Annotated in this window: 26 protein-coding genes; 11 read left to right on the top strand and 15 right to left on the bottom strand. The window is 75.3% G+C overall.

Features of this window, described 5'->3' with window-relative positions; translation table 11 throughout:
* The 3 genes from VGB14_01950 to VGB14_01940 all read left to right on the top strand — a co-directional run.
* A partial coding sequence (locus VGB14_01950; protein HEX9991669.1) for a hypothetical protein occupies positions 1–511 on the top strand: 511 nt, incomplete at its 5' end.
* A complete protein-coding gene (locus VGB14_01945) occupies positions 508–1,740 on the top strand; it encodes an adenylate/guanylate cyclase domain-containing protein (GenBank protein HEX9991668.1) in 1,233 nt (410 codons plus the stop codon). The genes VGB14_01950 and VGB14_01945, both read left to right, overlap by 4 nt.
* A gap of 43 nt (positions 1,741–1,783) precedes the next feature.
* Positions 1,784–2,725, top strand: a complete 942-nt coding sequence (locus tag VGB14_01940; protein ID HEX9991667.1) for a small ribosomal subunit Rsm22 family protein — start codon at positions 1,784–1,786, stop codon at positions 2,723–2,725.
* Here VGB14_01940 and VGB14_01935 read toward each other — a convergent pair.
* Entirely contained in the window at positions 2,715–5,339 is a 2,625-nt protein-coding gene (locus VGB14_01935) for a hypothetical protein (GenBank protein ID HEX9991666.1), read from the bottom strand. The genes VGB14_01940 and VGB14_01935 overlap by 11 nt on opposite strands.
* 38 nt (positions 5,340–5,377) lie before the next feature.
* Between VGB14_01935 and VGB14_01930 the strand changes: the two genes are divergently transcribed.
* Together VGB14_01930 and VGB14_01925 are read left to right on the top strand one after the other, a co-directional pair.
* Positions 5,378–6,235, top strand: a complete 858-nt coding sequence (locus VGB14_01930; GenBank protein HEX9991665.1) for a C69 family dipeptidase — start codon at positions 5,378–5,380, stop codon at positions 6,233–6,235.
* A gap of 44 nt (positions 6,236–6,279) precedes the next feature.
* Positions 6,280–6,936: a YceH family protein gene (locus VGB14_01925; GenBank protein ID HEX9991664.1), complete on the top strand. Its 657-nt coding sequence runs from the start codon at positions 6,280–6,282 to the stop codon at positions 6,934–6,936.
* On the opposite strand, the gene VGB14_01920 is transcribed toward VGB14_01925, so the two are convergent.
* Genes VGB14_01920 through VGB14_01890 form a run of 7 tightly spaced genes read right to left on the bottom strand, consistent with a single transcriptional unit; the run spans position 6,933 to position 14,820 of the window.
* On the bottom strand, positions 6,933–7,448 hold the full coding sequence (locus VGB14_01920; protein ID HEX9991663.1) for a pyridoxamine 5'-phosphate oxidase family protein: 516 nt from the start codon (positions 7,446–7,448) through the stop codon (positions 6,933–6,935). The genes VGB14_01925 and VGB14_01920 overlap by 4 nt on opposite strands.
* Positions 7,445–8,923 carry a glycosyltransferase gene (locus tag VGB14_01915; GenBank protein HEX9991662.1) on the bottom strand — a complete coding sequence of 493 codons (1,479 nt, stop codon included), beginning with the start codon at positions 8,921–8,923 and terminating at the stop codon, positions 7,445–7,447. Before VGB14_01915 ends, VGB14_01920 begins: the two co-directional genes overlap by 4 nt.
* A 12-nt stretch (positions 8,924–8,935) precedes the next feature.
* Positions 8,936–10,072 carry an oligopeptide/dipeptide ABC transporter ATP-binding protein gene (locus VGB14_01910; GenBank protein HEX9991661.1) on the bottom strand — a complete coding sequence of 379 codons (1,137 nt, stop codon included), beginning with the start codon at positions 10,070–10,072 and terminating at the stop codon, positions 8,936–8,938.
* On the bottom strand, positions 10,069–11,091 hold the full coding sequence (locus VGB14_01905; protein ID HEX9991660.1) for an ABC transporter ATP-binding protein: 1,023 nt from the start codon (positions 11,089–11,091) through the stop codon (positions 10,069–10,071). The genes VGB14_01910 and VGB14_01905 overlap by 4 nt, the downstream gene beginning before the upstream one ends.
* A 5-nt stretch (positions 11,092–11,096) precedes the next feature.
* Complete coding sequence (locus tag VGB14_01900) at positions 11,097–12,020, bottom strand: ABC transporter permease (GenBank protein HEX9991659.1); 924 nt, start codon at positions 12,018–12,020, stop codon at positions 11,097–11,099.
* Positions 12,021–12,054: 34 nt separating this feature from the next.
* The gene (locus VGB14_01895) at positions 12,055–13,059 is read right to left on the bottom strand and encodes an ABC transporter permease (protein ID HEX9991658.1); all 1,005 of its coding nucleotides are present in this window, start codon (positions 13,057–13,059) and stop codon (positions 12,055–12,057) included.
* A 54-nt stretch (positions 13,060–13,113) separates the two neighbouring features.
* Positions 13,114–14,820, bottom strand: a complete 1,707-nt coding sequence (locus tag VGB14_01890; GenBank protein HEX9991657.1) for an ABC transporter substrate-binding protein — start codon at positions 14,818–14,820, stop codon at positions 13,114–13,116.
* A gap of 177 nt (positions 14,821–14,997) precedes the next feature.
* On the opposite strand from VGB14_01890, the gene VGB14_01885 reads away from it, so the two are divergent.
* Positions 14,998–15,408, top strand: a complete 411-nt coding sequence (locus VGB14_01885) for an RpiB/LacA/LacB family sugar-phosphate isomerase (protein HEX9991656.1) — start codon at positions 14,998–15,000, stop codon at positions 15,406–15,408.
* A complete protein-coding gene (selD, locus tag VGB14_01880) occupies positions 15,405–16,424 on the top strand; it encodes a selenide, water dikinase SelD (protein HEX9991655.1) in 1,020 nt (339 codons plus the stop codon). The genes VGB14_01885 and selD overlap by 4 nt, the downstream gene beginning before the upstream one ends.
* On the opposite strand, the gene VGB14_01875 is transcribed toward selD, so the two are convergent.
* Both VGB14_01875 and VGB14_01870 read right to left on the bottom strand, forming a co-directional pair.
* On the bottom strand, positions 16,372–16,692 hold the full coding sequence (locus VGB14_01875; GenBank protein HEX9991654.1) for a hypothetical protein: 321 nt from the start codon (positions 16,690–16,692) through the stop codon (positions 16,372–16,374). The two genes, selD and VGB14_01875, sit on opposite strands and share 53 nt — an antisense overlap.
* Positions 16,693–16,792: 100 nt before the next feature.
* Complete coding sequence (locus VGB14_01870) at positions 16,793–17,032, bottom strand: hypothetical protein (GenBank protein ID HEX9991653.1); 240 nt, start codon at positions 17,030–17,032, stop codon at positions 16,793–16,795.
* Between the two features lie 146 nt (positions 17,033–17,178).
* On the opposite strand from VGB14_01870, the gene VGB14_01865 reads away from it, so the two are divergent.
* The gene (locus VGB14_01865) at positions 17,179–17,907 is read left to right on the top strand and encodes a ribonuclease HII (protein ID HEX9991652.1); all 729 of its coding nucleotides are present in this window, start codon (positions 17,179–17,181) and stop codon (positions 17,905–17,907) included.
* Between the two features lie 6 nt (positions 17,908–17,913).
* Here the strand turns inward: VGB14_01865 and VGB14_01860 are convergent, their stop codons facing one another.
* Positions 17,914–18,375: a heme-binding domain-containing protein gene (locus VGB14_01860; protein ID HEX9991651.1), complete on the bottom strand. Its 462-nt coding sequence runs from the start codon at positions 18,373–18,375 to the stop codon at positions 17,914–17,916.
* A 95-nt stretch (positions 18,376–18,470) separates the two neighbouring features.
* On the opposite strand from VGB14_01860, the gene VGB14_01855 reads away from it, so the two are divergent.
* The 3 genes from VGB14_01855 (at position 18,471) to VGB14_01845 (ending at position 20,101) form a co-directional block, all read left to right on the top strand.
* Entirely contained in the window at positions 18,471–18,713 is a 243-nt protein-coding gene (locus VGB14_01855; protein ID HEX9991650.1) for a hypothetical protein, read from the top strand.
* A 32-nt stretch (positions 18,714–18,745) separates the two neighbouring features.
* Positions 18,746–19,471: a class I SAM-dependent methyltransferase gene (locus VGB14_01850; protein HEX9991649.1), complete on the top strand. Its 726-nt coding sequence runs from the start codon at positions 18,746–18,748 to the stop codon at positions 19,469–19,471.
* A gap of 207 nt (positions 19,472–19,678) precedes the next feature.
* Entirely contained in the window at positions 19,679–20,101 is a 423-nt protein-coding gene (locus tag VGB14_01845) for a hypothetical protein (GenBank protein HEX9991648.1), read from the top strand.
* Here the strand turns inward: VGB14_01845 and corA are convergent.
* The 4 genes from corA to VGB14_01825 all read right to left on the bottom strand — a co-directional run bounded on the left by corA (position 20,023) and on the right by VGB14_01825 (position 24,280).
* The gene (gene corA, locus VGB14_01840; protein HEX9991647.1) at positions 20,023–20,976 is read right to left on the bottom strand and encodes a magnesium/cobalt transporter CorA; all 954 of its coding nucleotides are present in this window, start codon (positions 20,974–20,976) and stop codon (positions 20,023–20,025) included. The two genes, VGB14_01845 and corA, sit on opposite strands and share 79 nt — an antisense overlap.
* Before the next feature lie 4 nt (positions 20,977–20,980).
* Positions 20,981–21,817, bottom strand: a complete 837-nt coding sequence (locus VGB14_01835) for an arginine deiminase-related protein (GenBank protein ID HEX9991646.1) — start codon at positions 21,815–21,817, stop codon at positions 20,981–20,983.
* Positions 21,818–21,917: 100 nt separating this feature from the next.
* Positions 21,918–23,126, bottom strand: a complete 1,209-nt coding sequence (locus VGB14_01830) for a TIGR00300 family protein (protein HEX9991645.1) — start codon at positions 23,124–23,126, stop codon at positions 21,918–21,920.
* A gap of 5 nt (positions 23,127–23,131) precedes the next feature.
* On the bottom strand, positions 23,132–24,280 hold the full coding sequence (locus VGB14_01825; protein ID HEX9991644.1) for an AI-2E family transporter: 1,149 nt from the start codon (positions 24,278–24,280) through the stop codon (positions 23,132–23,134).
* Positions 24,281–24,471 lie beyond the last annotated feature (191 nt).

Raw genomic sequence — 24,471 nt, 5'->3', positions numbered from 1 at the left:
CCTCGCCGCCGCCCTGACCGAGGGCGCGCCACCCGACGGCGCCGAGCGCCTCGCCGCTGCCCTGACCGAGGGCGGCCCACCCGGCGAGCCGGCGGTGGCCCGGCACGCGCTGGCCCTGGCCGGGGCGGAGGTGGCGGCCGGCGACCGGCGGGCCCTCGACCGGCTGGCCGAGGTCCTCCGCGCCGCGTCCCCGACCTGGACCTGGGACGACCACGACCCCGTCGCCACCGCCCGCTTCGTCGCCCTCGGGCGCGACCTCGCGGTGGTCGACCGGCCGGACGGCCCGGCCATGTGCCCGCTCCTGCCCGACGGCTGGCGGGGGCGGCCCGTCGAGGTCGAGGGCGCGCCGACGGCGGCCGGCCGCCTCTCCTACGCCGTGCGCTGGCACGGCGACCGGCCGGCGCTGCTGTGGGACCTCGCGCCCTCGGCCGGCCCGGCCCGCCTGACGGCGCCCGGGCTCGACCCCGCGTGGTCCACGACCGAGCCGTCGGGGGAGGCCTTGCTCGGGTGAGCGCCGGCGCCGCTCGCGGCGAACCGACCCTGCGGGCGCTGCTCGCCGCCCTCGGCGTCACCGAGGAGGAGGTGGCGGCGGCCGACCGCGCCGGCACCGTCGGCATCCTCGCCGTCGAGCGACTGGTGCTGCCCGAGCCGCCCCGCTACTCGCCCGAGGAGGTGGCGGACGCGGCCGGCATCCCGGAGCCGACGGCCCGGCAGTTCTGGCGGGCCCTCGGCTTCCCCGACACCCGGCCGGGCGAGCGGGCCCACACCGACCTCGACCTCGAGATGCTCCGGCTGGTCGCCGGCCTCCTGTCCCTCGGCGTGGTCGAGCCCGACCTCGCCCTCCAGATGACCAGGGTGATCGGGTCGTCCATGGCCCGGGTGGCCGAGGCCCAGGTGACGGCCATCGAGGGCCGGCTGCCCCGCCGGGCCGCCGACCTCGACACCGAGCCGGCCGTCCTCCAGGCCGCCACCCTGCTGCCGGCCATGCCCAGCGTGCTCGACTACGTGTGGCGCCGCCACCTCCAGGCCGCCGCCCGCCGCCACCTCGTGCGCCACGCCGCCGAGGACGCGGCCGGCGCGCCGGTCGCCGTCGGGTTCGCCGACCTCGTCGGGTTCACGGCCATGGCCCAGCAGGTGCCCGACCACGAGCTGGCCGCCGTCGTCGACCGGTTCGAGCTCGTCGCCCACGACACGGTGGTGGCGATGGGCGGCCGAGTGGTCAAGATGATCGGTGACGAGGTGATGTTCATGGTCGACGACGTCGGCGCCGCGGGAGAGACGGCGCTCAGCCTGGCCGAGGCCTACCACGAGGACGAGTCGCTGTCCGACGTGCGGGTCGGCCTCGCCGCCGGGCCCGTGCTCGAGCGGGACGGCGACGTCTACGGGCCGGTCGTCAACCGGGCCAGCCGCATCGTCGGCATCTCGTACCCGGGGTCGGTGGTCGTCGACGAGCACGTGCACGCGGAGCTGGCCGCCGACGCCCGCTTCGAGCTGCGGGCCCTGCGTCCGCGGACCCTGAAGGACATCGGCCGGGCCCGCCTGTGGCGCCTGCGCTGGGCGCCGGTCGGCGAGGAGCCCCGCACGCCCCTCGCCTGGGTGCGGGAGCGCCGCGTGGAGCTGCGCCGGCTGGTGGCCGAGCGGCTGGCCGAGCAGATCGACGAGGCGAGGGCGAGCTTCGAGGAGGTGGCCGGTCGGGTCGACCGGCTGGCGTGGGAGGAGGACGACGACGGCCGCGGCTGACCTCCCCGCCGCGCTCGCGGACGGGCTCGACCGGCTGGGGGCCATGGCCGCCGGCCGGGGGCGGGCCGGCGCGGCCCGGCTGTCGGCGCGCTACCGGTCCGGCCGGGACGTGGCCGTGCGGGACGCCGAGGGCGTGGCCGCCTACGCGTCGACGAGGGCGCCGGCCACGGTCGCCGCCGTCGGCGCCGTGCTGGGCCACCTGGCCGAGCGGTGGCCGGGCTGGGCCCCGGCCTCGGTGCTCGACGCCGGCGCCGGCCTGGGCGTGGCCGGGTGGGCGGCGGTGGCGCAGTGGGAGTCCCTGGCCGTCGTCACGTCCGTGGAGCGCTCCGCGGCCATGCTGGCCGCCGGTCGCAGCCTGGCCGCGGACGCCCCGTCCGCCGCCGTCCGCCACGGCCGCTGGGTGGCGGGCGACCTCGTCGACCTGGCCAGGGGCGCGGGCGAGGGCATCCCGCCGGCCGACCTCGTGGTGGCCGCCTACGTGCTCGGCGAGCTGGCCGAGGCGGACCTGGCCGGCGTCGTCGCCGGCCTGTGGCGGGCGACCGGTTCCGCGCTCGTCGTGGTCGAGCCCGGCACCCCTACCGGCTACGGGCGGGTCATCGACGTGCGGTCGGCGCTCGTCGAGGCGGGGGCCAGGGTCGTCGCCCCCTGCCCCCACGACCGCCGCTGCCCGCTCAGCGACGTGCCCGGCGAGTGGTGCCACTTCGCCCGCCGCCTGGCCCGCAGCCGGCGGCACCGGGCGGCCAAGGGCGCCACGCTCGGGTGGGAGGACGAGAAGTACAGCTACGTGGCCGTGACCAGGGGCGGGGGCGCGCCGGCCGGCGGCCGCATCGTCCGCCACCCGCTCCAGCGGCCCGGCCTCGTCACCCTGCAGGTGTGCGGCGAGGACGGGATCGGGCCCGTCCTCGTCCCCCGCAGCCGGTCCGACCAGTGGCGGCCGGCCAGGGACGCCGACTGGGGCGACTCCTGGCCGCCCGCTACGGACTGAGCCGGGCCGTCGCCAGGCCCCACGGGCCGAGCGGGAAGGGGCCGTCGAAGGCGCCCCGGGGCCGGCCCCGCAGGTCGACCAGCCAGCCGCGGCGGCCCTCGATGGTCACCGTGGCCGGCTCGGGGGTCGGGTTGAACACCCGCACCTCGACGGCCCCCTCGCGCCGGACGACGGCCGACACCTGGGCGCCGGTGACGCTCAGGGCCGCCCCGGTCGCCGGTCCGTCGCCGGCGCCGGTGCCGGTGGCGACGAGGAGGGGCAGGAAGGCGTCGTCGGCCAGCGCCCACGGGTCCACGTCGTCGCCGACGGCGACGGCGTAGCGGAACGACCGGGGCCCGGCCAGCTGTGCGCCCTCGGCCGGCACGACCGGGCCGGCCGGCAGCGGGCGCATGGTCATCGGGCCGTTCGACAGCAGGCCGGTGGCCCGCAGCAGGGTGACGGCCAGCTCCGTGCCCCCGGCCACCAGCTCGTGCTCCAGCAGGCCCTCGTGGGCGACGGCCAGCCCGCCGGCGGTGACGAAGCGGCGGGACGGCCAGGTGGCGAGGGGCCGCTCGGTCGGGCCGCCCTCGGCCTCCATGCCCCGCTCGACCAGCCCGAAGGCGCACTCGGCGACGGTGGTGGCCGCCGGCCGGGGGAGGGGGAGGTGGACGCGCAGGCGGTGGTCGCGGGCCTGGTGGTCGAGCCGGTCCTCGACCCGCACGAACCGCTCCCCGGCCCGGAGCTCGATCGTGGTCGTGACGACGGCCGTCACCTCGCCCACCCGGCGGTCGCCCTCGACCCGGTGGGGCCACCGGTAGGCCCGCTCGACGGCCAGCCGCCCGATGACCGGCCCGTCCGCCTCCACGCGCACCTCGACCCGCTCGGGCCGGTCCACGGCGGCGTCGCCGGCCGGCGGCGACCAGTTGTACGTGTCGCCGCCGTCGCCCCCGTCGACCAGGCGGCCGAGGCCGGCGTGGCCGTCGACCGAGAACGTGCCGTCGGCGGCGTCCACGGCCACGGTGACGAGGCCGTTGGCCAGGGTCGTGCCCGCGGCCGTGACCGCCGGGGCGGCGTCGTCGGGGCAGGGCCAGGCGGCCCACCCGAAGCCGGGCACCGGCCCGGTGCGGGCCAGGACCCGAACGGCGGGCGGCTGGCGCACGACGAAGCGCACCGGCCCGTCGGGGTGCTCGGCGGCCAGCTCGGCCACCCGCCGCTGGGCGTCGGTGCCGGCCGTCCGCCGGCCCGCCGGGTCGACGGTCAGCGTGACGACGGCGCCGCCGGTCGCCTCGTCCACGTCGACCTCGACGTCGGTGACGCCCGGCCGGATGTCCAGCTCCCGCTCGAGCACGGCCGGCCCGTCCCACCTCGTGACCTCGTGGAGCAGCTCCTCGGCCGGCGTGGCCGTCACCAGCTGGGTGCCGGGCGGGGCGGCGGCGACGGGCAGGTCGAGCTCGACCACCCCGCCCCTGGCCCTGGCGGCCGGGTTGACGACGACCGGCCCGGTCGCCGCCAGCCCGCCGGCCAGCGAGCGGAGGGCCCGCCGGGTGAGCCCGTCGGCCACGTGGGTGGCCTCGGCGTAGCGGACGAGGACGGCGTCGACCACGTCGTCGTGGGAGCAGGCGCAGATCGAGTCGTGGGCGGCGTTGCGGACCACGTGCAGCCAGGCCTCGGCCAGGAGGGCGGCCGGCCACCGGTCGGGCGGGAGGAACAGCGCCGACAGCGGCTCGGTCAGGCGCTCCAGCGCCCGCTCGGCCCTGGCCGCCGCCTGCTTGACGTCGACCCGGTTCGAGGCCACGCCCATCAGCAGGTTGGCCCTCGCCCCCGACCGCAGCTCGCCGTGCCAGGTGGGCAGGCCCTCGGCCGGCGCCGCGGCCAGGTGGGCGGCCAGCGAGGTGACGGCCAGGTCGTAGTCGTCCTGGGCGGCGTCGGCCTCGGCCACCACCGCGCCGAGCCACGGCTGGGGGACGAGGTGGTCGGTGCCGGCCATCCAGAGCAGCGGGCCGTCGCCCTCCCCGCCGACCAGGCCGGCGTGGCGGCGCTCGAAGTCGGCCACCCGCTCGACCAGCGCGGCGGGGTCGTCGGGCACGACGGCGCCGTTGCCGTAGCCGCCGGGCAGGTACTCGGCCCGCACCTCGGAGCCGTCGGGCGCCACCCAGCGGAACGCGCTGCGGTCGACGGCCGCCGGCACTCCCCGCCACACGACGGCGTGGGCCATGCCGAACTGGGCCAGCAGCTGGGGCATCTGGGCCACGTGGCCGAACATGTCGGGCAGGTAGCCGACCTCCATGGCGCCACCGAAGGCGGTCGCCCGCTCGATGCCGAGCTGGAGGTCGCGCACGAGGGTCTCGCCGGACACGAGGAACTCGTCGGGCAGCACGTACCAGGGGCCGACGGCCACCCGCCCGGCGGCGGCCAGGCGGCGCAGCCGGGGCTCGGCCTCGGGCCGGACGGCGAGGTAGTCGTCGACCATCGCCATCTGCCCGTCGAGCATGAAGTGGGCGAGCGACGGGTCGGCTTCGAGGCGGGGGAGGAGGTCGTCGAGCAGGTCGACGAGGCGGAGGCGGAAGGCCTGGAACGGGGCGTACCACTCCCGGTCCCAGTGGGTGTGGGGGACGACCGAGACGGGGCGCGCCATGGGCCCGAGCGTACGGACGCCGTACGCTCGCCGGCGCCATGTGCGACCTGCTGTGCGCCCTCCCGCCGGCGACGGCCGCCGGGCGCACCCTGTTCGCGAAGAACAGCGACCGGCCGCCCGCCGAGCGCCAGGAGCTCGTGTGGCTGCCGCCCCGCCGCGACCACGGGCCGGTGCGGGCCACCCACGTCGAGGTGGCGCCGGCCGGCGGGGCGACGATCGGCGTGCTCGGGACCCGCCCGGCGTGGGCCTGGGGGCTGGAGCAGGGCGTGAACGAGGCCGGGGTGGCCGCCGGCAACGCCACCGTCGACACGACCCTCGACCCCCGGGGCGCTCCGCCCGGCCTGATCGGCATGGACCTCGTGCGCCTCGCGCTGGAGCGGGCGGCGACGGCGAAGGCCGGCGTCGAGGTGCTCACCGCGCTCCTGGAGCGCCACGGCCAGGGCGGCTCCGGCCACGAGGGCCGGGACCGGCCCTACTGGTCGTCGTTCCTGCTGGCCGACCCGGCCGAGGCGTGGGTGGTCGACACGAGCGGGCGGGCCTGGGCGGCCGTGCCCGCCGGGCCGACCCGGGCGCTGTCCAACCGCACGACCATCCCCGACTTCGACCGCGACCACCGCCACCCCCGCCAGCCGGTCGAGCGCCTGGTCGACCCCCGCCTCGCCGCCGGCCGCCGCGTGCTCGACCGGGGCCGCCTCACGCCCTCCGACCTGATGGCCCACCTCGCCTCGCACGAGGGCGGCGACGGCGGCTGGACGGTGTGCATGCACGTCGACGGGGAGGAGCGGACGGCGGCCGCGCTGGTGGCCGAGCTCGCGCCCGAGCCGGTCACGTGGTGGGCGCTCGGCTCCCCGTGCGCCACCCCGTGGCGCCGCCTGCCCGTCGGCCCCCCGGGCTGAGGCCGCCCGGCAGCCGGCCGCCCGGCCGACCCTATGCTCGGCCGATGGACCTGTCGGCGGAGGCCGTCCGCATCCTCGGCGCCCTGATCGAGAAGCAGCGGACGGTCCCCGACACGTACCCGCTGACGCTGAACGCGCTGGTCGGGGCCTGCAACCAGACCTCGAACCGTTGGCCGGTGGTCTCCTACGACCCCGGCACCGTGCAGCGCACGCTCGACGCCCTGAAGGGGCTGGGGTACGTGCGCTTCGTCCACCCGGCCCACGGGGAGCGGACGACGAAGTTCCGCCAGGTGGTCGACGAGAAGCTCGGCCTCGGCCCCGACGAGACGGCCGTCCTCGCCGTGCTCATGCTGCGGGGGCCGCAGACGGTGGGCGAGCTCCGGTCGCGCACCGAGCGGCTCCACGCCTTCGACTCGACCGCGGCCGTGCAGGGCGTCCTCGACCGCCTCGCCGCCAGGCCCGAGCCCCTCGTCGTCGCCCTGCCCAGGGCGCTCGGGCAGAAGGAGGGCCGCTGGGCCCACCTGCTCGCCGGGCCGGTCGACGTCGAGGCCGTCGCCGCCGCCCCGCCGGGGGCGGAGCAGGCGCCGCGGCGCGGCGGCAGCGGCCTGGAGGAGCGGGTGGCCGCGCTCGAGGCCAGGGTCGCCCGCCTGTTCGAGCTGCTCGGCGAGGACCCCGAGGCCCCGCCGGCCCAGCCCGGCTAGCCGCCGAGCCGCCAGCGGGTCTGGGCGTAGGGGTCCCTGGCGAAGGCCCGGACGGTGACCGGCCGCACCTCGTAGACCACGGCTTCGCCGCCCTCGCCCACGAACACGCCGTCGCGCACCTCGAAGCGCCACTCCTCGCCGTACTTCGCCTCGTAGGCGGCGGCCACCGGGCGCAGGCGGTCGTCGTCGTGGACGGGCACGGCGTCGCCCTCGACGACCACGTCGAGCCCGCCCCGCAGCTCGTTGCACCCGGTCGTGACGGCGCAGCCGGCGCTGGCCCGCAGGTTGGCCGCCTTCTGCTCGCCGGCGCCCGTGCAGAACCACACGGCGCCGTCGACCCACGCCCCGATCAGCGGGGTCACGTGCGGGCGGCCGGCCGGTCCCGCCGTCGCCAGCCAGTACACCGGCGCCTCCTCCAGGGCCCGGCGCACGTCGTCCCAGGCCGTCGGCCCGGCCTCCGGGCTGCTGTACCGCCGGTCGAGCTCGCCGGCCGGCGCGTCGTGGGGGGTCATGCCGGGGACGACGGGCCCGGCAGCGGGATCCCATCGGTCGCCGCGACCCGGTCGTACACGGCGACCAGCTCGTCGAGGTGGGCGGCGACCGTGGTCGGGGGGCGGGCCGCCGACCAGAAGTCGGCGAGCAGCGCGGGGTCGGCCCGCAGGGCCCGCAGCCGGGCCACCAGGTCGCCGTCGACGCCGGGGTCGAACACGAACGCGGGGTGGCGCACGAACTCCTTCGCCCCGCCCCGCGCCGAGCACAGCACCGGCACCCGGCAGGCGATCAGCTCCAGCGCCACCTGGGGCAGGTTGTCCTCCCACAGCGGCGGCACGACCCCGAGGTGGGCGCCGGCCAGCAGGGCGGGCAGGCTGGCGTGGTCGTAGCCGGGGCGGTAGTCGAGGGTGTGCAGCGACTCGGCGAGGGACAGCAGCCGCCCGCGCCCCGTCGCCGCCATCCGCAGCTCGGCGGGCTCGGTGACCCGGCAGGCGACGGTCAGGTGCAGGCCGGCCAGCTCGTCGTCGCCCAGCCGGCGCAGCTCGTCGAGCAGGAAGAAGAACCCCTTGTCCCTGCGGGCCTCGCCGAGGTACACGAGCCGGAACGGGGCGCCGGGCGCCGGCACGGCCGGGTTGCCGGGCGGGGGGCGGAACTCGGCCGCGCTCGTGCCGATGTAGAGGGTCGACAGGAGGCTCCGGTCGATCCCGCGGGCCGCCAGCACCTCGGCCGACCGCTCGGACACGGCGAGGGCGGCGTCGACGCACTCGTTCACCAGGCCGACGATGGCCGGCCGGCGCCGCCGGTAGGCGGGCACGAGCGACGGCTGGTCGGCGCCCCGCACGACGAGCGGCGACGCCAGCGGGCCGGTGCCGCCGTCCGGGGTCGCCACCGCCTCGTACCGGGGCGGCAGCCCGGCCCGGCGCTCGGCCAGGAACCGCTCGGTCTCGACCGCGTCGCGGAGGCACCCGGCGCAGCCCCGGCCCTCGAACCAGTCGGTGCAGGCGTGGTCGTCGTACTGCCACAGCTGCACCTGCGGGCACACGGTCCAGTAGTTGTGCAGGCTGAGCACGACCCGGGCGCCGGCCTCCTTCGCCACCCGCAGGCAGTCGGCCGTCAGGCCCTCCAGGTTGTGGAAGTGGACGACGTCGAAGGGGCCGTGCTCGCGGAGGAAGGCGGCGAAGCAGGCCTCGACGGGCGGGCGGCGGACGTCGCCGTCGGGGTCGTGGAACTTCAGCACCGACGGCGCCGGGACGGGCGAGTCCACCATCGAGAACGTCGGGACGCCGGGATGGAGCGGGTTGGCGACGGCCCGCACGTGGGGCGGCCCGGGGTCGGCCTGCTGCTCGTAGCCGGCGCAGAGGAACGAGGGCGACCAGCCCCGCTCGCCGCCGGCCAGCCCGTCCATCAGGCTCTTGCAGTAGACCGACACGCCGCCGCCGACGAGGGGCCTCGACCAGTACGGCGCCCAGTTGCAGTGCAGGACCCGCTTCGGCATCGCCGGCTGCCGCTAGAAGGGCCGTTCCAGCGGGTCGACGCGGGGCCCTGGGGTCGGCAGGGTGCCGGGGGTGACGCCGGCCTCGTCGGGCGCGTCGGGGTCGGGCGGCTCGTGGGGCCGCACCTCGCCCCGCAGGATCTCCTCGGCCCAGTGGCAGGCGACGAGGTGGCGGGGGAGCACCTCGCGCAGGGCGGGCACCTCGTCCGCGCACCGGGTCGGCTGCCGGTACGGGCAGCGGGTGTGGAACCGGCAGCCGGGCGGCGGGTCGATGGGGGAGGGCACGTCGCCCCGCAGGACGATGCGCTGGCGGGTGTCCTCCACCTCGGGGTCGGGGACGGGCACGGCCGACAGCAGCGCGTGGCTGTAGGGGTGGAGGGGCTGGTCGAACAGGTCGTCGGTGACCGCCTGCTCGACGATGACGCCGAGGTACATGACCGCGACCCGGTCGGAGATGTGGCGGACGACGCCGAGGTCGTGGGCGATGACCAGGTAGGTCAGGTCGAAGGACGCCTGGAGCTCCTCGAGCAGGTTGACGACCTGGGCCTGGATCGACACGTCGAGGGCCGACACCGGCTCGTCGGCGACGATCAGGTCGGGCTGGAGGGCGAGCGCCCTCGCGATCCCCACCCGCTGGCGCTGCCCGCCCGAGAACTCGTGCGGGTAGCGGTTGGCGGCCTCGGACGGCAGGCCGACCACGTCGAGCAGCTCCCGCACCCGGCGGTCGACCGAGCCGCCCGACGCCAGGCCGTGGGCCTTGATCGGCTCGGCCACGATCGACCCGACCGTCTGGCGGGGGTCCAGGCTCGAGTACGGGTCCTGGAAGATCATCTGCATGCGCCGGCGGAGGGTGCGGAGCCGCTCCCCGGACAGGGCGGTGATGTCCTCGCCGTCGAACACGATCCGGCCGGCGGTCGGCTCGATCAGCCGGAGGATCGTGCGGCCGACGGTCGTCTTCCCGCAGCCCGACTCGCCGACCAGCCCGAGCGTCTCGCCCCGGCGCAGCTGCAGGTCGACCCCGTCGACCGCCTGCACGGCGCCCACCTTGCGCTCGATCACGAGCCCCTCGGTGATCGGGAAGTGGACCTTCAGGCCCTGGACGTCGAGGAGGTCGGCGCCGTCCCGCCGGTCGCCGTCGCCGTCGGCGCTCACGCCCGCACCGGCTCCCCGACCACGACCTCGACGGGGTTGTGGCAGCGCAGGAGGTGCTCGCGGTCACCGCGGTCGGGCTCGAGCTCGGGGGTGACCTTGGTGCAGACGTCGATCTGGTTCGGGCACCGCGGCGCGAACGCGCACCCGGTCGTCCACGGGATCGTGTCCCGCGGCGACCCGGCGATCGGCTGGAGCCGGCCCGACCTGGCCCGGTCGAGGCGGGGCACGGAGGCCAGCAGGCCGGCCGTGTAGGGGTGGCGGGGGCGGGCGAACAGCTCGCGCCGGCCGGCCGACTCCACGATCCGGCCCGCGTACATCACGTGGACGGTCTCGCACAGCCCGGCGACCACGCCGAGGTCGTGGGTGATCATGACCAGCGCGGTGCGGGACCAGGCCACGAGGTCGCGCAGGAGGCCGAGGATCTGGGCCTGGATGGTGACGTCGAGGGCGGTGGTCGGCTCGTCGGCGATCAGCAGCCGGGGCTTGCAGGCGAGGGCGAGGGCGATCATCACCCGCTGGCGCATGCCGCCCGACAGCTGGTGCGGGTAGTCCTTCAGCCGGCGGTCGGGGGCGGGGATGCCGACGGCGTCGAGCGTCTCGACGGCCTTGCGCCTGGACTCCCTCCGGTCGAGCCCCTCGTGGCGCTGGAGCACCTCGGTGAGCTGGCGGCCCACGGTGAGCACGGGGTTCAGCGACGTCATCGGGTCCTGGAAGACCATGGCGATGTCCCGGCCCCGGATGTCGCGCAGGCGGGACTCGGGCATGGCCAGCAGGTCCCGCCCGTCGAGCTCCACCGACCCGCCGACCTTGACGCCCCTCGACGGCAGCAGCCCGAGGATGGCGAGCGACGTGACGCTCTTGCCGCAGCCCGACTCGCCGACGAGCCCGACGGTCTGGCCGGCCTCGACGTCGAGGCTCACGCCGTCGACGGCGCGCACGGCCTCGCGGCCCCTCGTCTGGAACGTGACCCGCAGGTCGCGCACCGACAGCAGCCGGGTGTCGGCCTCGGGCTTGGGCACGATCCTCATCGTCGCAGCTTCGGGTCGAGGGCTTCCCTGAGGGCCTCGCCGAGCAGGTTGAAGCCGAGCACCGACAGCACGATGGCGAGCCCCGGGTAGATGGCGAGCTGGGGCGCGGTCGCGAGGTAGCGCTGGGTCGAGGCCAGCATCCGGCCCCACTCGGGGATGCTCGGGTCGGCCGAGCCGAGGCCGAGGTAGGCGAGGCCGGCGGCGTCGATGATGGCGGTGGCGAGGGCGAGCGTGCCCTGGACGAGCACCGGCGACAGCGAGTTGGGCACCACGTGCTGGAGGGTGATCCGCCATCGCTTCACGCCGACGGCGCGCGCCGCGAGGACGTAGTCGCTCTCCCGGTTGGCCAGCATCGAGCCGCGGAGGAGCCGGGCGAACACCGGCACGTTCACGACGGCGATGGCGATCATCACCGACGTCAGGCTGCGGCCGAGCACGGCGGCGACGGCGATGGCGAACAGCAGCCCGGGGACGGCCAGCATGATGTCGGTCAGCCGCATCAGGGCGTTGTCCACCCAGCCGCCGAACGCCCCGGCCAGCCCGCCGAGGATCGCCCCGGCGGCCAGGCCGAGCAGCAGGCTGACCACGCCGATGACGAGCGAGTAGCGGGCGCCGTAGATGATGCGGGACAGCTCGTCGCGGCCGAGGTCGTCCACCCCGAGCAGGTGCTCCGAGGACGGCCCCGGGTAGTTGCCGGGGGACACGAGGCTGCGGTTGGTGCGGTACGGGTCCTGGGGGGCGAGCACTGGGGCCAGGACGGCGACCAGCACGAAGACCAGGATGAGGGCGGCGCCGCCGATGGCGGCCGGGTTGCGGCGGAGGCGCCGGAAGGTGTCCTTGGCCCGCCCGACGGACTGGGGGCCGCCGGGGCCCCCGGACTCGACGACGACCTCGGCGGCGGTCGCCTCGGCGAGGCTCACGGCAGCACCTCCGGGGTCGGGAGCCGGCGGGGTGTCACCGGACGCGGATCCTCGGGTCGAGCAGGCCGTAGGCCAGGTCGACCAGCAGGTTGATCAGCACGAAGACGGTGGCGAGGAACAGGATGCCGCCCTGGAGGACGGGGAAGTCCCGCTGGTTCACCGCGTTGTACAGGTAGGTCCCCATCCCCGGCCAGCTGAACACGTTCTCGGTGAGCACGGCTCCCGACAGCAGCAGGCCGGTCTGGAGGCCGATCACGGTCGTCACCGGCAGCATGGCGTTCAGCAGGACGTGGCGGCGGTTGACGACCGGGCCGGTCATGCCCTTGGCCCGCGCCGTGCGCACGTAGTCCTCGTTCAGCACCTCGACCACCGACGCCCTCGTGATGCGGGCGACGATGGCGAGGGGGATCGTCCCGAGGGCGATCGCCGGCAGGACGAGGTGGCGGACGGCGTCGACGAACGCCGGCCAGTCGAGGGTGAGGACGGCGTCGAGCACGTACAGCCCGGTCGGGTGGTCCGTGGTGCGGGTGACGTCGACCCGGCCGATGCTCGGCAGCCAGCCGAGGCGCACGGCGAACAGATACTTGAGCAGGAACCCGAGGAAGAACACCGGGATCGAGATGCCGATCAGCGAGCCGGTGATCGACAGGTGGTCGAGCCAGGTGTTGTTGCGCCTGGCGGCGACGAACCCGAGCGGGATGCCGATGCCGACGGCGAACACCATGGCCGCCAGGCCGAGCTCGATGGTGGCCGGGAACTTGTCGCGGATGTCGTCCACCACCGGCCGCGACGTCTTGATCGAGTTCCCGAAGTCGAACCGCACCATCCGGCTCATGTACGTGCCGTACTGGGTGAGGATCGGCTCGTCGAGCCCGTAGGTGCGGCGGACCTCGGCCCTGCGCTCCGGGGTCGCCCGCTCACCGAGCAGGGCGACCTCGGGCCCGCCGGGCAGGGCCCGGACCCAGGCGAAGACGAGCAGGGACAGCCCGAGCAGGATCGGGATCAGCAGCAGGAGCCGTCGGACGAGGAACTTCAGCATGGGAGGACGGGGGTAGGGGGAGGGCCCGCCGCCCTCCCCCCACCGGCCGAGAGGTCAGTCCTCGATCGAGACCGTCGCGAACGACTCGAGCGAGACCGGGCTCGGCACGTAGCCCTGGACGTTCGGGGCGAACGCGAGGGCCGGGGACGTGTGCACGTAGGGCAGGCCCGGGAGGAAGTCCATGATCAGCCGGTTGGCCTCCTCGTAGGCGGCCGTCCTCGCCTCCTCGTCGGTCTCGGCCTCGGCCTCGTTCAGGGCGTCGAAGATCTCCTGGTTGTCGAAGCCGAACTGCGGCGACTGCTGCTGGAAGAACGTGCCGACGAAGTTGTCGGGGTCGCCGTAGTCGCCCGTCCACCCGAGCAGGTACATCGGCGCCTGGCCGGAGTCGACCCCGTCCAGGTAGTCGGTGTCCCACTGCGCGGCGTGCGGGGTGACCGTGAAGCCGACGGCCTCGAGGTCCTCCGCCATGGCCTGGAAGTTGGCCTGCGGGTCGGGCATGTACGGCCGGCTGACGCCGGTCGGGTACCAGAAGTCGAGGTTGAGGTCGGTGACCCCGGAGTCCTCGATCAGCTGGCGCGCCATGTCCGGGTCGTAGTCGTACTGGGTCACGTCCTCGGTCCAGCCGAACAGGTCCGGCGGCATGAACTCCTGGGCGACCTCCGCCCCCTCCGGATACAGCGAGCTGACCAGCGACTCGCGGTCGATGGCGTGGGCGATCGCCTGGCGGATCTGCTGGTTGTCGAGCGGCGCGTGGGACTGGTTGAAGCCCAGGTAGCCGACGTTGAAGGCCGGGCGCGGCATGATCTGGAAGCCGCCGGCCTCGAGGTCGGCGAGGTCGGCCGGGTCGACCAGGTCGTAGCCCTGGATCTCGCCGGACTCGAGGGCCTGGCGCCGGGCCGGGCCGTCGGCGATGGGCCGGAAGATGACCTCGTCGAGGATGGCCTTCTCGCCCCAGTAGTCGTCGAAGCGGACGATGCGCAGCGACTCGCCGCGGGTCCAGCTGTCGAACATGAACGGGCCGGTGCCGACCGGGTTCTCGGTGCCGAACGCCGTGTTGAGGTCGGGCTCCTCGGCGGTGCCGCCGACGTCGTCGGCGCCGCCCTCCTCGAGGGCCTTCGGGCTGGCGATGCCGAACGCGGACACGGCCAGGCCAGGCAGGAACGAGGCCGACGGGCGGGTGAGGTTGATCGTCACGTGGGTCTCGTCCACGGCCTCGCACGACTCGTACAGGCTCTCGCCGAGGGCGTCGTCCTCGTTCTGCGCGTAGCCGCCGAACACCGTCTGCCAGTAGTAGGAGACGGCCGCGCTCTGCTGGACGCCGGTGAAGTTGTACCAGCGCTCGAAGTTGACGCAGACAGCCTCCGCGTTGAACGGCTCGCCGTCGTGGAACGTCACCCCCTCCTCGAGGGTGAAGGTCCAGGACATGCCGTCCTCGGCGCCCTCCCACTCGCTGGCGAGCGCCGGCGCCAGCTCGGTGCCGCCCGGCTCCGTGGTGACGAGGGTCTCGAAGATCTGGTCGATGACGCGGAACGACTCGCCGTCCGACACGTAGGCGGGATCGAGCACCACCGGGTCCGCCGAGGCGCCGAAGACGAGCGTGCCGCCCGACGCCTGCTCACCCCCGTCGTCGCTCCCCGTGTCGTCGCCGGCCTCGTTGCCGGTGCCGCTGCCTCCGTCGTCGTCGTCCCCGCCGCAGGACGCGGCGAGGAAGGCGAACACCGCGAGCAGCGCGAGGAGCGCTCTCCAGGTCCGTACGCGCATTCGCTCTCTCCCTTTCGCCAGCCGTTTCGAGAGGGAGCGCGGCGCTGCGCCGACCTCCCCCGAGGCCGACCACCATAGACACGCGGCAGGGGTGGGGGAGACGAGTGTCACTCGATCGTCGGATTCGTCACGCTCCCGTGTGCCGCTCCCGGCCAGGGCGTTGGCAGGATGGCGGCGATGCGGATCGCCTTCGGCACCGACGAGCGCACGCCCCTGACCGACGCCGTGCGGGCCGCCCTGGCCGAGCGCGGCCACGAGGTGGTGGTGGTCGGCGAGGGGGACCCATGGCCCGACGTGGGCCGCCGGGTGGGCGAGGCGGTGGCCGGCGGCGAGGCCGACCGGGGGGTCGTCTGCTGCTGGACGGGCACGGGCGTGTCGATCGCCGCCAACAAGGTGCGGGGCGTGCGGGCGGCGCTGTGCACCGACGCCGAGACGGCCAGGGGGGCGCGCCGGTGGAACGACGCCAACGTGCTGGCCCTCGGCCTCCGGCTCACGTCCGAGGAGGTGGCGAGGGAGATGGTCGACGCCTTCCTCGCCACCGAGCCCGATCCCGGCGAGCGGGCGGCGATCGCCGCGGTGGAGCCGTGACCGTCGCCGAGCCGGCCGTGCGGCTGACCGAGTGGACGTCGTGCGGCGGGTGCGCGGCGAAGTGGGGCGCGGCGCCGCTGTCGGCCCTGGTGCGTGACCTGGCCGCCGCCGGGGCCGACCCGGCGCTGCTCGTGGGGCTGGCCCCGTTCGACGACGCCGCCGTCTACCGCCTCGGCCCCGACCTCGCGCTCGTGTCGACCACCGACTTCTTCCCGCCCCTCGTCGACGACCCGGCCCACTACGGCGCCATCGCCGCGGCCAACGCCTGCTCGGACGTGTTCGCCATGGGCGGCCGGGTGGTGCTGGCGCTCAACGTGGCCGCCTTCCCCGAGCGGCTGCCCGGCGAGGTGGTGGCCGCCATCGTCGGCGCCGCCGCCGAGGTGGTGGCCGAGGCCGGGGGCGTGGTCGCCGGCGGCCACACCATCCGCAGCGAGGAGCCGATCTTCGGCCTGGCCGTGCAGGGCCTCGTCCACCCCGACCGGGTGTTCACCAAGGGCGGGGCCCGCCCCGGCGACGTGCTCGTGCTGTCCAAGCCGGTCGGCACGGGGATCGTGCTGGCCGGCGGGTCGGAGGAGGACAAGGCCGCGGCCGTGGCCCGCATGCGGGTGCTCAACCGGGCGGCCGCCGAGGCCCTCGGGGCCATGGGCGGCGCCGTCCACGCCGTCACCGACGTCACCGGGTTCGGCCTGGCCGGTCACGCCTGGGAGATGGCCGAGCGGTCGGGCGCCCGGCTGGTGGTGGACCTCGCCGCCGTGCCCCGCTACGCCGGCGCGCTGGCCGCCGCCGAGGCCGGCGTCCGCACCGGCGGCGACGCCCGCAACCGGGCCCACCTCGACGGCCGGGTCGTCACCGCCCGCGGCGTGCCGGCGGCGCTCGAGGCCCTCGCCTACGACCCGCAGACCTCGGGCGGGCTGCTCGCCGCCGTCGACCCGTCGGTGGTGGCCGGGGCGGAGGCGGCCGGCTTCACCGCCGTCGGCGAGGTCGGGGACGGGCCGGCGTCGGTCGAGCTGCGCTGACCAGGGCGGCGACGGCCAGCACCGTCGCCCCCGCCCTGGCCACCTTGCCGACGGCCCCGGCCGACCCGATCGACAGCACCGACCCGGCCGAGCCGATCGACAGCACCGACCCGGTCGACCCGATCGACAGCACGGAGCCGGCCGACCCCACGGAGAGCACCGACCCGGCCGAGCCGACGGACAGGACCGACAGCGCCGACCCGACGGAGAAGACCGACAGGGCCGACCCGACCGAGCCGACCGACCGCCACGTCCCGACCGAGCCCACGCCCGGACGGTACCCCCGGCCGCTCACCGCCGGGTGGGCGAGGGCCGTCGGCACCCAGCGGCGGCGCGGGTGCCGATCCGGGCTGTGGGCCCCCTGCCGGTCAGCGGCGGCGGCGAAGGAGCCGGTCCCACCAGGGCGCGGCCGTCCCCCGCGGCAGGCCGGCGCCCTCCCAGCCCTCCGTCCAGCCGGCGACCAGCTCGGCCACCCGCCGGTCGAAGGCGGCCCGCTCCTCCTTCGTGCCCGGCTCCCCCAGCTCCGACCGGGCCCGCTCGACGGCGGCCTCCCTGGCGGCCTCCAGGCGGCGCCGGTGCAGGTCCCGGGGGTCGACGATCCCGCCCACCGCTACCGCATCCCGAACAGGGCGACGAGCAGGGCCGTAACCAGCAGCGACACCAGGATCGACCCCAGGCAGCCGAGGCGGTTCGAGAAGAAGACGAACACGGGGGTCGGTCCTACCCGCCGGCGGTCGGCGCTAGCGTCGAGCCGATGGCCGCCCCCGCCGCCCCGATGCTGCGACGGGCGCTCAAGGGCCGGTCGCCGGGCCTCGCCCTCGAGCGGGAGCTGTGGGACGGCGGCGCCTCGGTCGTGGTCGGCATGGACGAGGTCGGCCGGGGGGCATGGGCCGGGCCGATCAGCGTCGGCGCCGCCGTGCTCCCGAGGGACCGCCGGGTCTACAAGGTGCGCGACTCCAAGCTGCTCACCGAGCCGGAGCGGGAGCGGCTGTTCGACCGCATCGCCGGGTGGTGCGTGGCCTGGGCGGTGGGGCACGCGTCCCAGGAGGAGTGCGACGAGCTGGGCATGTCGGCCGCGCAGAAGCTGGCCGCGGCCCGGGCGCTCGAGGGGATCGGGGCCGCGCCGGACGCCGTCCTCATCGACGGCCGCTGGGACTTCGCCGGGGCCGCCGCGGCCACCCGGCGGATCGTGAAGGGCGACGCCACCTGCCTGTCGATCTCGGCGGCGTCGATCCTCGCCAAGGTGACGAGGGACCGCATCATGCGGGCCGAGGCCGAGCACTTCCCCGGCTACGACTTCGAGTGGAACAAGGGGTACCCCTGCCCCCGCCACAAGGCCGCCCTCCAGTGGCTCGGACCGACGTCGATCCACCGCCGCAGCTGGGTGTTCATGGACCACCTGGTGTGGACCGGCGTGCCGAGGATCGTCCCGCCCGGCCTCCAGCCCAGCCTGTTCGACGTCCCCGACGACGAGGACGCCTAGCGGCGGTCAGTCGTCGTCGCCGCCGCTCTCGCTGCTGGCGCCGTCGTCGTGCTCGCCGAAGGTGAGCTCCAGCCCGGCGGACAGGTCGGTCCGCTCCCTGCTCGACAGCCGGGCGTCGGTGTGGACCATCGTGTAGCGGCGGGGCGGCATCTCGCCGTCGGCGACGACCTCGGCGGCCTCGTCGCCGTCACCCGTCCCCTCCGACCAGTTCCAGGCGGCCCGGCCGTCCTCCACGTCCCGCTGCACGAGCCACGAGGCCGGCGCCACGTTGGAGTACCACGGCCACTCGGTCCGGTTGGAGTGGCAGTCGGCGCAGGCCACGGCGGCCAGCGCCTCGGTGTCGTCGCTCGCCCACTCGGGGTCGACCTGGACCGGCGGGTTGTCGTGGTCCCGCCCGTAGGGGACGAGCTGGAGGGCGACCATCACGACGATCACGCCCAGGAACGTCCACTTGACGGCCGTGCGCACCCGTCCTACCGCCCGTCGAGGGTCGCGACCACCGCTGCGCACCCTACTCCGGGCGCCCGGGCCTGCCGGGGTGCGCCTCGGGGTACGCCGGGAGCATGACCGACCCCAACGCGCAGCAGGCCGACGAGATGCAGGCCCGGCTGGACGAGGTCGAGGAGCACATCGACGAGGTCCGCCGCAACGCCGAGTCGGACGTGCCCGGTCTCGACCTCGACCCCGAGGAGCGCTACACCGAGCACGAGCGGACCTTCGTGGACAGCGGCCCCCGGTCGCGCGCCGACGACGACCGCGGGCCTGACTCCGCCCAGGACGACCAGACCCCCGTCCCGCCCGGCTGACCGGCCGGCCGGCGGTGGGCGAGGATCGGGGGATGGCCGACCCCTACTACCGCCCCGACCTCGCCAGCATCCACCACCGCGGCTTCGGCTTCCACGCCGACCGGGTGGCGCCCGGGATCCTCGACCTGCTGGCGCCGGTGCGGGAGCGGGGCGGGCTCGTCGTCGAGCTCGGCTGCGGGAGCGGGCTGCTCACCCGGTACCTCCTCGACGCCGGCCACCGGGTGCTCGCCACCGACGCCTCGCCGGCCATGCTCGACCTGGCCAGGGAGCACGCCGCCGGCGCCGAGGTGCGCCAGGTCGTGCTGCCCGACGACCCGGTCCCCGAGGCCGACGCCGTCGTGTCCGTCGGCCACCCGCTGAACTACCTGCCCGACGAGCCGGCGCTGCGGCGGGCCCTCGTCGGCGCCGCCCGCGCCCTGCGCCCGGGCGGCGTGCTGGCCGTCGACCTGTGCGACCTCGCCTACGGCGACGTCCGCCGCGACGCGCCCAACTACGGCGACGTGGCCGACGACTGGGCCATCGTCACGAAGTACTCGCTCCCGGCGCCCGACCGGTTCGTCCGGGACATCACGACCTTCGTCGGGGCCGACGACGGCACCTGGCGCCGCGACCACGAGCGGCACGAGAACGTCCTGGTGGACGTGACGACGGTGCCGCCGCTCCTGGCCGAGCACGGCGTCGAGGCGACGGTCCGCCCGTCCTTCGGCGACGAGAAGCTGCCCGACGGCCTCGTCGCCGTCGTCGGCCACCGCCGCTGACGGGGGCGCGATCGTCCCGGCCGAGGACGCTGACGGGCCGCGGCCCTCCCGGCCGCGAACGCTGATGGGCCGCGCCCGTTCGGGCCGCCGCCGCCCCGCCCGAGAGCGGCCTCGCCCCTGGACCGCCTCCGCGGCCGAGGCCTCGCCGCCGTGATCGCCCGCCCCTGCGCGGCCTCGCCGACGGGGGCCGCCGGTAGCGTCGGAGCCGTGACCCGCCGCCGCCCGGCCGCCGTCGTCGCCGCGTTCGCGCCCTGGACCGTGTTCGTCTGGGGCACCCGCATCCGCAACGTCGTCGGCGACGACGGGTCGAGCGCCCTCGACCTCGCCGTCGCCGTGCTGCTCACGGCGGCCGGCCTCGCCGTCGCCGTCCTCCTCGCCCGCCGCTCGCCCGGCCTGCCCGTCGCCGTCCGCGCCCTGGCCGTCGTCACCTGGCTGGTGTGGGCCGTCCGGGCCGTCGCCATCGCCACCGGCGGGCACGGCGCGGCGTTCGTCGCCGTCCACCTCGTCCTCGCCGCCGTGTCGGCCGCGCTGGCGGCCGCCGCCTGGTCGGCTCAGAGCCACCTGCGCCGGCGGAACACCACGGCCAGCACGACCGTCAGCACCACCATCAGCGCCAGGGCGAAGGGGTAGCCGTACTTCCAGCCCAGCTCGGGCATGTGCTGGAAGTTCATGCCGTAGATCCCGGCGATCAGGGTCGACCCGAGCAGGATGGCGCCCCACGACGTCATCGTCTTCATCACCCGGTTCATCCGGTTCGAGATGAGCGCCAGGTGGGCGTCGACGGCGTTGCCGAGCACCTCCCGCTGGCTGTCGATCTGGTCGACGGCCCGCAGGACGTGGTCGTACACGTCCTGGAGGTGGACCAGCGCCGAGCCGCTCACCCACGCCACCTCGCCCCGCAGGAGCATGGCCAGGATCTCCCGCAGCGGGGCGATCCTGCGCCGGAACACGAGCAGCTCCTTGCGGATCTGGAACAGCTCCTGCTGGACGGCCCGCTCGTCCGACGTCTGCTCGCCGAACACCCGCTCCTCGAAGTCCTCGATGCGGTCCTCCGACGACTCGGTGGCCGAGAAGTAGCCGTCCACGATGTGGTCGAGGATCGTGTAGAGCAGGAACCCGACCGACGTGTCCGCGCCCCTCGTCCGCTCGAACCGGGCCCGGATGCCGTCGATGTCGCAGCGCTCGCCCCGCTCGTTGGTGGCCCGCACGCTGACCAGCCAGTTGGGGCCGACGAACAGGTCGACCTCGGCATGCTCCTTCGAGTAGAGGACCACGAACGCGTGGCTCGGGTACTGCTCGAGCTTCGGGCGCTGCCCGTGCTTGCGGGCGTCCTCCATGGCGAGCGGGTGGAGCTCGAACTCCTCCCGCACGCACGCCAGGTCCTGGTCCGTGGGGTCGACGAGGTCGACCCACACGACCCGCCCGTCGCCGACGACCTCCGAGATGTCGGCCGGGTCCTCGACCGTGTGGCTCCCGGCCCGGTCGAAGGTCCTGACGGCGATCACCCGGCTACACCGGCGATCCCGCCGGCACCAGCTCCACGTCGAGGGCCAGCGTGAGGCACCGGGGCCCGCCGCCGGCCTTCAGGAACTCGCTCACGTCCACGACCGTCACCTCGAAGCCCCACGCCTCGAGCTGGCGGCCGACGCGCGGCGGGCAGTTGGGCATGACGATGCGGTTCTCGATCACGACCGAGTTGGCGCAGAACGACAGCGCCTCGTGCTGCTCCAGCACGAGCGGCTCGGGGACGAGCATCTCGATGACCTTGGCGCCGTAGCTGTCCCAGGCGTCGACGGCGCAGATGGCCCGCCGCTCGTCGAGGGGGCAGAACGTGAGGTCGAGGTGGTAGAAGCGGGGGTCGACCAGCTCGACCGGCCGCACCGGCGCCTTCGTCAGCTGGGACAGCACCGTGGCCGCCCTGGCGTCGGAGCGGAAGCGGTAGCCGGACACGAGCACCCGGCCGAACGGCAGCCCGTCGCCGGCGCCCTCGTGGGAGAGGGCGGCCGGGAGGCGGTCGATGCGGAAGCCCCGCTCCTCGAACCACGCCTGGTAGATCGCCGTCTCCGCCTGCCGCTCGGGATGGCGGAAGTGGCTCGGCACGAACTGCCGGCCGTTGACGATGCCGGCGTTCGCCGTGAACACGAGGTCGGGCACGCCGGGCTGCGGCTCCATCATCTCGATCTCGGCGCCCGCGGCCTTCAGCGCGTCCACGAGGTTGGCCCACTGGGTCTGGGCGAGGTCCGTGTCGACGGTGACCTCGCGGTTCATCCAGGGGTTGATCTCGTAGAGCACGCCGAAGTGGTGCGGCGGGCACATCAGGTACCGGTGGCCCCAGGGCAGGGACATACGGCGATCTCCATCTCCATCGGGGTCGACGTCGGGCGCGGATGGGAGGCCCCATCGGGGGCGGCTCCCATTCTGGCGGATCAGCGGGGTGACACCACCGTCACCGGCAGAGGCGGTCGGCGAGGTCGCGGAGGAACAGGCCGACGTCGGTGACGATGCCGAGCGCCTGGTGGCTGCCGCGGTCGGCCAGCTTGGTCACGACGGCCTGGTTGATGTCCACGCAGAACGTCTCGACGCCGGCCGGGAGGATGTTGCCGGTGGCGATGGCGTGCAGGGTCGAGGCCAGCATCAGGGCGACGCCCACGCCGGGGAGGAGCTCCCGCATGGCGTCGGCGGCGGCCACGACGTCGGCGATGACGTCGGGCAGCGGGCCGTCGTCGCGGATGGACCCGCCGAGCACGAAGGGCACGCCCCTCGTCACGCACTCGTACATGACCCCGCCGCCGACGTACCCGGCCTCGACGGCCGCCCTGATCGACCCGTACCGGCGGACCTCGTTCACGACCCGCAGGTGGTTGCTGTGGCCGTGCTCGATCCCGACCCCGTCGACCACCGACACGCCGAGCGAGGTGCCGAGGACGTTCGACTCGAGGTCGTGGGTGGCGAAGCCGTTGCCGGCGAAGAGGACGTCGATCCAGCCGTCGCGGACGAGGCGGGCGACCTCGGGCGCGGCGCCGGTGTGCACGACGGCCGGGCCGCAGACGGCGAGGATGCGGCGGCCGGCGTCCCTCGCCATGCGCACCCGCTCGGCCACCTGGTCGACGAGCAGGCCCTTCGGCTTCTCCGAGGACACCTCGGACGCCATGAACTCGAACGGGTTGGCGCCCCGCGGCTGCTCGAGCGGGTGGACCCGCACGCCGTCGAAGCCGACGACGACCCGGTCGCCCGTCCGCACGCGGTGCATCGGCACCGTCCTCGCCGTGTCGCCCTCGACGACGATGCCGCAGTCCATCTCGGGGTTGACGACGGTCAGCCACCGCCCGCCGACGCGGACGTCGGTGGGCAGGTTGGTCGTGGAGTAGAAGCCCTCGGGGAGCACGCCGTCGCGGTCGGCCTCGACGAGGGTGGCGTCGCCCTGGTCGACCCGGTTGGCCCCGTGGATCTGGAGCTCGGCGATGAGCTGGTCCAGGGTGCCGTCGTCCTCGGTGGTGATCTCGAGCCGGGCCCGGCTCGTGTCGTTGTTCGTGCGGCCGATCCGCACGTCGAGCATCCGGTAGTCCGCGCCCGCGTCGATGATCGTGTCGAGCACCTTGGCGAGGATCAGCGAGTCGACGATGTGGCCCTCGACCTCGACGGTCTCGGTTGCCATCTCCTTCACACCTCCCGGGCGGCCTCGTGCGCCCCGTCGTCGGACACGTCGGCCGGCACTTCGTCCGCGCCGATCGTCGGCTGCTGCTTGGGCCCGCCGCTGCGGTGGTCCCACAGGTCCCTGACGATGACCTGGATGACCCCGGCGGCCGGGATCGCGAGCAGGGCGCCGAGCAGGCCGAACAGCTCGACCCCGGCCAACGCGCTCACCAGCACGAACAGCGGGTTCACGGCAACTGTACGGGACATCACCGACACCTGGAGGACGTGGTTCTCGAACTGCTGGTAGACGATGAAGAAGATCGCCGTGGCGACCCCGGCCGGCACCGAGTACAGGAAGGCGACGCCGGTCGTCGGGACGGCCCCGAGCGTGGCGCCGACCAGCGGGATCAGGTCGGTGAAGGCGACGTAGAGGGCGAGCACCTCGGCATAGGGCACGCCGGCGATGCGCAGGAAGATGTAGGACGCCGTGCCGGCGACGACGCTGATCAGCAGGTTCCCCAGCATGTAGCCGCTCACCGCGCGCGCCGCGTCCGCGGCGACGGCTCTGACCCGGTCCCGGTGGCGCTCGGGGATGGCCGCCGTGATCCCGGCCGTCAGCCCCGGCCCCTCGAGCAGCATCAGGAACGTGAGGACGACGATCGTGAGGAAGGCGAGGAGCGTCGAGAAGACCGTGCGCACGAAGCCGAGGGCGGGGGTGCCGAGCCCGGTCACCGTCTCCCGCAGGCGGTCCTGGTTCTCCTCGACGTAGTCCTGCAGGTTGTACCGCTCGACCAGCTCGCCGATCCAGCCCTGGCCGTTCTGGGCGTCCTCGACGTAGCCGGGGAGGTCGTCGACGAACTCCTGGACCTGGTCGACGATCGGCCGGATGAACGCGTACATCAGCCCGACGAGCAGGGCGAGCCCGGTGAGGAAGACGAGGGTCGTCCCGATCCCCCGCCGGATCCTGGCCCGGTGCTCGAGCAGGTCCACCGCCGGGGTCAGCACGACGGCGAAGAAGCCGGCGACCACCACCCAGGCGATGATCCGGGCGAGCTCGCGCAGGAGGGCGAGGCCGGCCAGGGTCAGGAGGACCAGGCCGATGGTGGCGAGGATGGTGCGAACGGGCACTTGCCCGGGCGGCGTCCGGCGCACCGGCGGCGGGAAGGGGTGCATCGGCGGCGACCGTACCCACCGCGCCGGCCGGGCGACCGCGCCGGCTCGCCGCCGAGCGTGGTTGCCCGAGACGGGGAGCGCCCGTACGATGGTCGCCCGCCATGGGCCAGCCGATCACCGTGCTCCTCAAGCGGACGACGATCCCCGGGGTCGTCCGGTTCGAGACCAACCGGACCCTCACCGGGGTGGGG

The organism is Acidimicrobiales bacterium (assembly GCA_036399815.1).
Classification (GTDB): Bacteria; Actinomycetota; Acidimicrobiia; order Acidimicrobiales; family DASWMK01; genus DASWMK01.
Note: the sequence above shows the minus strand (reverse complement) of the source record. Positions and strands in the feature narration are given on the sequence as shown.